Raw genomic sequence first — 8,480 nt, forward strand, 5'->3', positions numbered from 1 at the left:
CTTATGGTGAAATTGCTCCCGTAAACCGACACATTCATGGAAAAGAGGTGAATTATGAAAAAGTCTGCAGCTCTGTTAGCGATTGTCGCCCTGGCCGCCACGCCGGTTCTTGCCGCTCAGCAAGGTGGCTTTGTTGATCCCAATGCGCCATCCGCGCAGGTGAAGTCCGGTGGGTTCAAAGCCGATAACACCAGCGTTGTCACGGTGAAACAGGCCGAAGAGATGAAAGACGATAGCTGGATTACCGTGCGCGGTACGCTTGAGAAGCAAATCGGTGATGAGGATTATCAGTTCCGTGATGCCACCGGCACCATGAAAGTTGAAATCGATCATAAACGCTGGAACGGTTTGACCATCACGCCGAAGGATCAGGTAGAACTGACCGGCGAACTGGATAAAGATTTCAACTCCATCGAACTGGACGTGAAACAGGTACGTAAACTGCCGTAATCCCATCTTCGGGGCCGCAGCAGCGGCTCCAAAATCCCACCAAACTCAAATTCTCTCTGGCACAAGCGAAACGTTTCGATGGCGATCACATTTCCGCGATGCCGCCATTGAGTTGCCGTGCGCATTTTATACACTCCCGATCAGCGAAACGTTTCGCTGTGGAGTGGAATAAATGAAAAAAGGTCGCTTGTTAAACGCTGAAGTCTCACATGTGATTGCTCGCCTGGGGCACACCGATACGCTGACGATTGCAGATGCAGGCTTGCCGATTCCGGCCGGTCCACAGCGCATCGATCTGGCGTTAACGCCGGGTACGCCCGAATTTCTACAGGTAGTTGACGTTGTCACGCAGGAGATGCAGGTCGAAAGCGCCCTGATGGCGGAGGAGATTAAGCAGCACAATCCGCAGCTCCACAGCGCACTGCTCGCCGTGCTCGAAGCCTTGCAACAGCACCAGGGGAATGTCATCACCATCCGTTACACCAGCCATGAACAATTCAAACAACATACGCAGCGTAGTCAGGCGGTCATTCGCAGCGGAGAGTGTTCTCCGTATGCGAATGTCATCCTGAGCGCCGGCGTGACCTTCTGAGGCCGCTATGCAACCGTTATTGCAACTCAAAGGAATTGAAAAGTCGTTTCCTGGCGTGAAGGCGTTGAATGGCGCATCGCTGGCCGTTTATTCGGGACGCGTGATGGCGCTGGTGGGTGAAAACGGCGCGGGCAAATCCACCATGATGAAAGTGCTGACCGGCATTTACAGCATGGATGCCGGTTCCCTGCAGTGGCTGGGTAAGGATGTGGCGTTCTCCGGTCCAAAGGCGTCGCAGGAAGCCGGCATTGGCATTATCCATCAGGAACTGAACCTGATTCCGCAGCTGACTGTTGCCGAGAATATCTTCCTTGGCCGCGAATGTGTTAACCGCTTTGGCCGCATCGAATGGAAAAAGATGTATGCCGAAGCGGATGCGCTATTAAAGCGCCTCAATCTGCGTTTCGACAGCCACAAGCTGGTGGGCGATTTGTCGATTGGCGATCAGCAGATGGTCGAGATCGCCAAGGTGCTCAGCTTCGAGTCGAAAGTCATCATTATGGATGAACCGACCGATGCGCTGACTGATACCGAAACGCTGTCGCTGTTCCGCGTCATCAATGAACTGAAAGCGCAAGGCTGCGGCATCGTCTATATCTCGCACCGCATGAAAGAGATCTTCGAGATTTGCGATGACGTCACTGTGTTCCGCGATGGGCAGTTTATTGCCGAACGCGCGGTGTGCGATCTCAGCGAAGAGAGCCTGATCGAGATGATGGTCGGCCGCAAGCTGGAAGATCAATATCCGCGTATCGATCAACAGCCGGGCGAGATCCGCTTAAAAGTCGAAAATCTCAGCGGTCCGGGCGTTGATAACGTCAGCTTTACGCTGCGCAAAGGGGAAATCCTTGGCGTGTCGGGTCTGATGGGCGCAGGACGTACTGAACTGATGAAAGTGCTGTACGGCGCGCTGCCGCGCAGCAAAGGCAAAGTGACGCTGAACGGCCGCGAGATCGTGACCCGCTCTCCGCAGGATGGCCTCGCCAGCGGCATTGTGTATATCTCGGAAGATCGCAAGCGCGATGGTCTGGTGCTCGGCATGTCGGTGAAAGAGAACATGTCGTTGACCGCGCTGCGCTATTTCAGCACTGGCGCGGGCAACCTGCGCCACAGCGACGAGCAGCTGGCGGTGGGCGATTTTATCCGCCTGTTCAACGTTAAAACCCCGTCAATGGAGCAGCCGATTGGTCTGCTGTCTGGCGGTAATCAGCAAAAAGTGGCGATTGCGCGTGGCCTGATGACGCGCCCCGATGTGCTGATTCTTGATGAGCCGACACGCGGCGTAGATGTCGGGGCAAAAAAAGAAATTTATCAGTTAATTAACCAGTTTAAAGCCGAAGGGCTGAGCATCATTTTGGTGTCGTCGGAAATGCCGGAAGTGCTGGGCATGAGCGATCGCATCGTGGTGATGCATGAAGGCCATCTGAGTGGCGAATTTTCCCGTGAGCAAGCTACCCAGGAATCCCTGATGGCGGCGGCAGTCGGTAAGCAACACAGCGAGGAGTTAGTAGTATGAGCACCCAAACCTTACCCGCCAGCCGTCGTTGGTTCAGCAAAGCCTGGCTGCTGGAGCAGAAATCACTGATTGCATTGATAGTGCTGATTGCCGTGGTTGCCAGCCAGAGTCCGAACTTCTTCACGCTGGCTAACATGTTCAACATTCTGCAGCAGACGTCGGTCAACGCCATCATGGCGGTCGGCATGACGCTGGTGATTCTGACCTCGGGCATTGATCTATCGGTGGGATCGCTGCTGGCGCTGACCGGCGCGGTGGCGGCATCGATTGTCGGATTAGAGGTGAATGCGCTGGTGGCCGTTGCGGCTTCGCTGGCGCTGGGGGCGGCGATTGGCGGTATTACCGGCGTGATTGTGGCGCGCGGCAAGGTGCAGGCTTTCATCGCCACGCTGGTGATGATGTTGCTGCTGCGCGGCGTCACCATGGTTTACACCAACGGCAGCCCAATTAATACCGGTTTTAACGATAACGCCGATCTGTTCGGCTGGTTCGGTATCGGTCGCCCGTTGGGCATTCCAACGCCGGTGTGGCTGATGGTCGCGGTGTTCGGGCTGGCGTGGTACATGCTGCATCACACGCGCCTTGGTCGTTACATCTATGCGCTGGGTGGCAACGAAGCGGCCACGCGTTTGTCGGGCATCAACGTTAATCGCGTTAAAATCATCGTCTATTCGCTGTGCGGCCTGCTGGCGGCATTGGCGGGCACCATCGAAGTGGCGCGTCTCTCTTCCGCACAACCTACAGCGGGCACCGGTTATGAACTGGATGCGATTGCTGCGGTGGTGCTGGGCGGTACCAGCCTGGCGGGCGGTAAAGGTCGCATCATGGGCACGCTGATTGGTGCGTTGATCCTCGGTTTCCTGAATAACGGCCTGAATCTGATGGGCGTATCGTCTTACTACCAAATGATTGTTAAAGCCGTCGTCATTCTGCTAGCGGTGCTGGTGGATAACAAAAGCAGTAAATAACTCTGACCTTCACACAGGATTTAAAAATGAAAAAGTTAACTGCATTGGCCGTCATTCTTGGCGCCACCCTCAGTGCTGGCGCGATGGCAAAGGACACCATTGCTCTGGTGGTATCTACGCTGAATAATCCGTTCTTTGTGTCACTGAAAGATGGCGCACAGAAAGAAGCTGACCAATTGGGTTATAACCTCGTGGTGCTGGATTCGCAGAACAACCCGGCGAAAGAGCTGGCGAACGTGCAGGATCTGACGGTGCGCGGCACCAAGCTGCTGCTGATCAACCCAACTGATTCTGATGCGGTGGGTAACGCCGTAAAGATGGCGAACCAGGCGAATATTCCGGTGATCACGCTGGACCGCGTAGCAGCACAAGGCACCGTGGTGAGCCACGTGGCTTCTGACAACCGCTTCGGCGGCAAAATGGCCGGTGACTTCATCGCCAAAAAACTGGGCGATGGCGCGAAAATTATTGAACTGCAAGGCATTGCCGGTACCTCTGCGGCGCGTGAGCGCGGCGAAGGCTTCAAACAGGCAGCCGATGCCCACAAATTCAACATCCTGGCGAGCCAGCCTGCTGACTTCGACCGTACTAAAGGTCTGAACGTCATGCAGAACCTACTGCAGGGACATCCGGATGTGCAGGCCGTCTTCGCTCAGAACGATGAAATGGCGCTGGGCGCGCTGCGTGCGCTGCAAACCGCGGGTAAAACCGACGTGCTGGTGGTGGGTTTTGACGGCACCGCTGACGGTGTGAAAGCCGTAGAATCGGGTAAACTGACCGCGACTGTGGCGCAGATGCCAGACAAGATTGGTGTGATTGGCGTGCAGACTGCCGATAAAGTATTGAAAGGCGAGAAGGTGCAGGCGGTTAATCCGGTTGACCTGAAGCTGGTGACCAAATAATAAGTAAAGAAAAGCAGGGCAACGCGCCACCGTCCTGGTGGCGCATCTTTCTGGATGAATCCCAATGACCACAAGCGCAAAACTGGCCGTTCTCGGCAGCATCAATGCCGATCACATCCTTAACCTCGCCCATTTTCCACGTCCGGGCGAAACGGTGATCGGGAAACAGTATCAAATTGCTTTTGGCGGCAAAGGGGCCAATCAGGCAGTGGCTGCGGGCCGTGCCGGTGCAGACATTGCTTTTATTGCCTGCGTAGGCGCTGATGATATTGGCGAGCGTATTCGTCAGCAGTTGCAGCAAGACCGCATTGATACTGCACCGGTTGAAACCGTCGCAGATGAATCGACCGGTGTAGCGATGATCTTCGTGAATGGCGAAGGCGAAAATAATATCGGCATCTATTCCGGTGCCAATGCCGCGCTGACGCCGGCTCGCGTTGCGCAGCATCAGCAGGTGATTGCCGATGCTGATGCGTTGCTGATGCAGCTGGAATCTCCGCTGGAAAGCGTTCTGGCCGCCGCGAAGATTGCTCGCGCGCAGCAGACGCAAGTGATCCTGAATCCCGCACCGGCCACGGCGCTCTCTGATGAGCTGCTCGCGCTTATCGACATCATCACGCCAAATGAAACCGAAGCTGAAATTCTCACCGGCATTGCGGTAAAGAGCGATGAAGATGCCGCGCGTGCTGCTGCGGCATTGCATGCGAAAGGTATTGCTACCGTGTTGATCACGCTGGGCCGTCGCGGTGTGTGGCTGAGTGAGCAAGGCAACGGCGTGCGCATTCCGGGCTTCAGCGTGCAGGCCATCGATACTATCGCAGCGGGCGATACCTTCAACGGGGCATTTATTACCGCACGTCTGGAAGGTGTGGCGATGCATGATGCTGTACGTTTCGCCCATGCCGCCGCTGCGATTGCAGTGACGCGTCCGGGCGCGCAGCCCTCAGTGCCGTGGCGCACTGAGATTGACGCCTTCCTGCAACAACAGGGCTAAGCGCTTGGCTACCATGAAAGATGTCGCCCGCCTGGCGGGCGTCTCTACCTCCACCGTTTCACACGTCATCAACAACAATCGCTTTGTCAGCGAGCAGGTGCGTGAAAAGGTGGAACAGGCAATTCGTGAGCTGAACTATGCGCCGTCCGCGCTGGCACGTAGCCTGAAGATCAAACAAACCCGCACCATCGGCATGCTGCTGACCGCCAGCAGTAACCCGTTCTATTCCGAAGTGGTGCGCGGCGTAGAAAACAGCTGCTACGAACGCGGCTACAGCCTGATTCTGTGTAATACCGAAGGCGATGAAGAGCGTATGAATCGCAGCCTCGAAACGCTGATGCAAAAGCGCGTCGATGGTTTACTGATGATGTGCACCGAAACCCATCTGCCGTCGGCGGAGATCCTCAATCGTTATCCCTCGGTGCCGATGGTGATGATGGATTGGGCGCCATTTGAAGGGCGCGGCGACATCATTCAGGACAATGCGCTGCTCGGCGGCGAACTGGCAACCCAGCATCTGATCGATCGTGGCTATACGCGCATTGCCTGTATCGCCGGGCCGCAGGATAAAACGCCCGCGCGTTTGCGTCTTGAAGGTTTTCATAAAGCGATGGCCAACAGCGGATTATCGGTGCCGCCGGGTTATGTGGTTGATGGCGATTTCGAGTTTCAGGGCGGCTTCAACGCCATGAATCAACTGCTGACGCTGGATACGCTGCCAGAAGCGATATTTACCAGCAACGATGCGATGGCGGTTGGCGTCTATCACGCCTTGTTCCAGGCCGGATTGCGCGTGCCGCAGGATATTGCGGTGATGGGCTATGACAACATTGAGCTGGCGCGTTACCTGACTCCGCCGCTTAGTACCATCCATCAGCCGAAAGATGAGTTAGGTGAACTGGCGATTGATACCTTGATTCATCGTATGGGCGATCCCGACGCCAGTCAGCAAACGCTGGTGCTGACGCCGGAGCTGGTGGAGCGCGGTTCGGTCTAAGTCGCTTTCTTCTTTTTCTCGCGGTTGGCGATCAGATTACGCCCATCGCTCGGACGTAACATCATAAAGGTAAAGGCAGACAACACCGTGACGACGCCCATCGTCAGGAAGGTGGCGTGGAATTGCGCGACGGTTGTGGCCTCGACATCCTGATAGAAACGCAGCACTGCGGCACTCACCGCCACGCCAAAGCTGATCGACAGCTGCTGCGTTACCGCTAGCACACTGTTCCCGCCGCTGGCGTTCTCATCATTTAAATCTGCCAGCGTGATGGTGTTCATCGCGGTGAACTGCGTTGACATCGCCATCCCCAGAATCAACAGTGCCGCCAGCAACATCACCACGCTGCCACCCGGCGATTGCAGTGAGAAGGTGGCGATCAATATGCCAATAATAATGGTGATACCTATCAGCGTATGGCGATAACCAAAGCGGCGTAGCACTTGCGTCACCGTGGATTTCGCCAGCAGCGCGCCAATCGCCGTTGGACCCATCATGCAACCGGCAATCAGTGCGGGATAACCAAAGCCCACCTGCAACATCAGCGGCATCAGGAACGGAATGCAGCCGGTACCCAGGCGCGAAGCTATGTTGCCAATGATGCCGACCGAGAAGGTGCGGGTTTTAAACATTGGCAGATTAATCAGCGGTGCCGGATGGCGACGCGCGTGCACTATATAGAGAAGAAGTAATGCAATGCCGCCAAACAGCACCAACAACGCTTGCCACGGCAACACCACGCGCTCGCCAAACAACTCGATACCGACCGAGATCAGCACCAGACCCAAACCAAACAGCAGGAAGCCTGAAAAGTCGAAGCGGCGTTTTGGGGTAGTGAAGTCCGGCATATATTTGCGTGCGTAGAAGATGCCGGCGATACCGATGGGAATGTTGAGGAGGAATATCCAGTGCCAGCTGGCGTAGGTCACTAACAATCCGCCCAGCATTGGGCCCAGAATCGGACCCACTAAACCCGGCATGGTGACGAAGTTCAGCACCGGCAGCAGTTCACTGCGTGGATAAGCGCGTAACAGCGCCAGGCGCGCGACGGGCATCATCATCGCCCCGCCAATCCCTTGTACCACGCGCGAGACCACCAGCATGCTCAGCGAGCCGGATAAGGCGCAGGCTAGCGAACCCAGCGTAAATAGCGATACCGCAAGAATGAAGATTTTGCGTGTGCCGTAGCGATCGGCTAACCAGCCACTCACCGGAATCAGCATCGCTACCGTTAGCGTGTAACTGATGATGGCGGATTGCATGGCAAGAGGGGAACGTTCAAGGCTGGTGGCGATAGCAGGGAGCGCAGTATTCAGGATGGTGGCATCAAGTGCTTGCATGAAAAACGCCATGGCGGCGATCCAGGGCAAGCCGGCCATGCTGCGCGCGGAGCGAATCATTGAAAGTCCTTCTCGAATAATTGTCAGCCTGCGACAAAGAAATTACGTTTGGTTAAAGAGAATAGCATTGGTGTTTAAGGTGATGGCGCTGATTTATGCCGATGAAGCGGCGATTTTGACTGATTCTTCGCCGGGAAATGTCCGTTTTTAACGCGTTCGTTTAAAAAAGAGGCGCTCAGTCATTTTTTTGCAATTAACCCTTGTCAGCTCCGAATAACTCCCTATAATGCGCCACCACTGAGACGGCAAAGCGGCAACGCAGACGGCTCAGCAGGGAGTGAAGAAATTCATCCCGCCGGATGAAAACGCTGAAAAAAGTGTTTGACTCCGAAGGAGAGTAGCGTAGTATACGCCACCTCGCGACAGACGGTTCAGCCGCTGTTCGCAACGCTCTTTAACAATTTATCAGACAATCTGTGTGGGCACTCGCAGGATTGATATCCGCGTCTCCGGACGCAAAAAATATCAAAGCCTCACGAGTGAACACATAATGAAATTCATTATGACGTTTTACAGATGAGCATCGCTGAACTTGTTTCAGCAAATCAAACTTAAATTGAAGAGTTTGATCATGGCTCAGATTGAACGCTGGCGGCAGGCCTAACACATGCAAGTCGAACGGTAGCACAGAGAGCTTGCTCTCGGGTGACGAGTGGCGGAC

General features: G+C 55.3%; 9 protein-coding genes and 1 rRNA gene. 9 read left to right on the forward strand and 1 reads right to left on the reverse strand.

All coding sequences use genetic code 11. The features are described 5' to 3' along the window. Window positions 1-54 precede the first annotated feature (54 nt). From K5Y33_RS20835 to rbsR, 7 genes are all read left to right on the forward strand, one after another. On the forward strand, window positions 55-450 hold the full coding sequence (locus K5Y33_RS20835; protein WP_176973313.1) for a YgiW/YdeI family stress tolerance OB fold protein: 396 nt from the start codon (window positions 55-57) through the stop codon (window positions 448-450). A 172-nt stretch (window positions 451-622) separates the two neighbouring features. After that, a complete protein-coding gene (gene rbsD / locus K5Y33_RS20840) occupies window positions 623-1,042 on the forward strand; it encodes a D-ribose pyranase (RefSeq protein WP_101763922.1) in 420 nt (139 codons plus the stop codon). A 7-nt stretch (window positions 1,043-1,049) separates the two neighbouring features. Beyond that, window positions 1,050-2,558, forward strand: a complete 1,509-nt coding sequence (gene rbsA, locus K5Y33_RS20845; protein WP_192236789.1) for a ribose ABC transporter ATP-binding protein RbsA — start codon at window positions 1,050-1,052, stop codon at window positions 2,556-2,558. Beyond that, the gene (gene rbsC, locus K5Y33_RS20850) at window positions 2,555-3,526 is read left to right on the forward strand and encodes a ribose ABC transporter permease (protein WP_008106756.1); all 972 of its coding nucleotides are present in this window, start codon (window positions 2,555-2,557) and stop codon (window positions 3,524-3,526) included. Before rbsA ends, rbsC begins: the two co-directional genes overlap by 4 nt. Before the next feature lie 26 nt (window positions 3,527-3,552). Then, window positions 3,553-4,428 carry a ribose ABC transporter substrate-binding protein RbsB gene (gene rbsB / locus K5Y33_RS20855; RefSeq protein WP_008106759.1) on the forward strand — a complete coding sequence of 292 codons (876 nt, stop codon included), beginning with the start codon at window positions 3,553-3,555 and terminating at the stop codon, window positions 4,426-4,428. Window positions 4,429-4,492: 64 nt separating this feature from the next. Then, entirely contained in the window at window positions 4,493-5,422 is a 930-nt protein-coding gene (gene rbsK / locus K5Y33_RS20860; RefSeq protein WP_192236788.1) for a ribokinase, read from the forward strand. A 13-nt stretch (window positions 5,423-5,435) separates the two neighbouring features. Continuing rightward, on the forward strand, window positions 5,436-6,419 hold the full coding sequence (rbsR, locus tag K5Y33_RS20865) for a ribose operon transcriptional repressor RbsR (protein WP_210081088.1): 984 nt from the start codon (window positions 5,436-5,438) through the stop codon (window positions 6,417-6,419). Here the strand turns inward: rbsR and mdtD are convergent. After that, on the reverse strand, window positions 6,416-7,819 hold the full coding sequence (gene mdtD / locus K5Y33_RS20870; protein WP_222235023.1) for a multidrug transporter subunit MdtD: 1,404 nt from the start codon (window positions 7,817-7,819) through the stop codon (window positions 6,416-6,418). The two genes, rbsR and mdtD, sit on opposite strands and share 4 nt — an antisense overlap. Between mdtD and K5Y33_RS20875 the strand changes: the two genes are divergently transcribed. Next, window positions 7,758-7,970, forward strand: a complete 213-nt coding sequence (locus K5Y33_RS20875) for a hypothetical protein (protein ID WP_167391204.1) — start codon at window positions 7,758-7,760, stop codon at window positions 7,968-7,970. The genes mdtD and K5Y33_RS20875 overlap by 62 nt on opposite strands. 402 nt (window positions 7,971-8,372) lie before the next feature. Next, window positions 8,373-8,480: ribosomal RNA gene (locus K5Y33_RS20880) — 16S ribosomal RNA — on the forward strand; the annotation flags it as partial.

It is taken from the genome of Pantoea sp. DY-17, from assembly GCF_019795975.1.
GTDB lineage: Bacteria > Pseudomonadota > Gammaproteobacteria > Enterobacterales > Enterobacteriaceae > Pantoea > Pantoea leporis.

Bases quoted from the DNA above. Each gene is read 5' to 3' on its own strand.
- K5Y33_RS20835 (WP_176973313.1), top strand. From the start codon at position 55: ATGAAAAAGTCTGCAGCTCTGTTAGCGATTGTCGCCCTGGCCGCCACG.
- rbsD (WP_101763922.1), top strand. From the start codon at position 623: ATGAAAAAAGGTCGCTTGTTAAACGCTGAAGTCTCACATGTGATTGCT.
- rbsA (WP_192236789.1), top strand. From the start codon at position 1,050: ATGCAACCGTTATTGCAACTCAAAGGAATTGAAAAGTCGTTTCCTGGC.
- rbsC (WP_008106756.1), top strand. From the start codon at position 2,555: ATGAGCACCCAAACCTTACCCGCCAGCCGTCGTTGGTTCAGCAAAGCC.
- rbsB (WP_008106759.1), top strand. From the start codon at position 3,553: ATGAAAAAGTTAACTGCATTGGCCGTCATTCTTGGCGCCACCCTCAGT.
- rbsK (WP_192236788.1), top strand. From the start codon at position 4,493: ATGACCACAAGCGCAAAACTGGCCGTTCTCGGCAGCATCAATGCCGAT.
- rbsR (WP_210081088.1), top strand. From the start codon at position 5,436: ATGAAAGATGTCGCCCGCCTGGCGGGCGTCTCTACCTCCACCGTTTCA.
- K5Y33_RS20875 (WP_167391204.1), top strand. From the start codon at position 7,758: ATGAAAAACGCCATGGCGGCGATCCAGGGCAAGCCGGCCATGCTGCGC.
- mdtD (WP_222235023.1), bottom strand. From the start codon at position 7,819: ATGATTCGCTCCGCGCGCAGCATGGCCGGCTTGCCCTGGATCGCCGCC.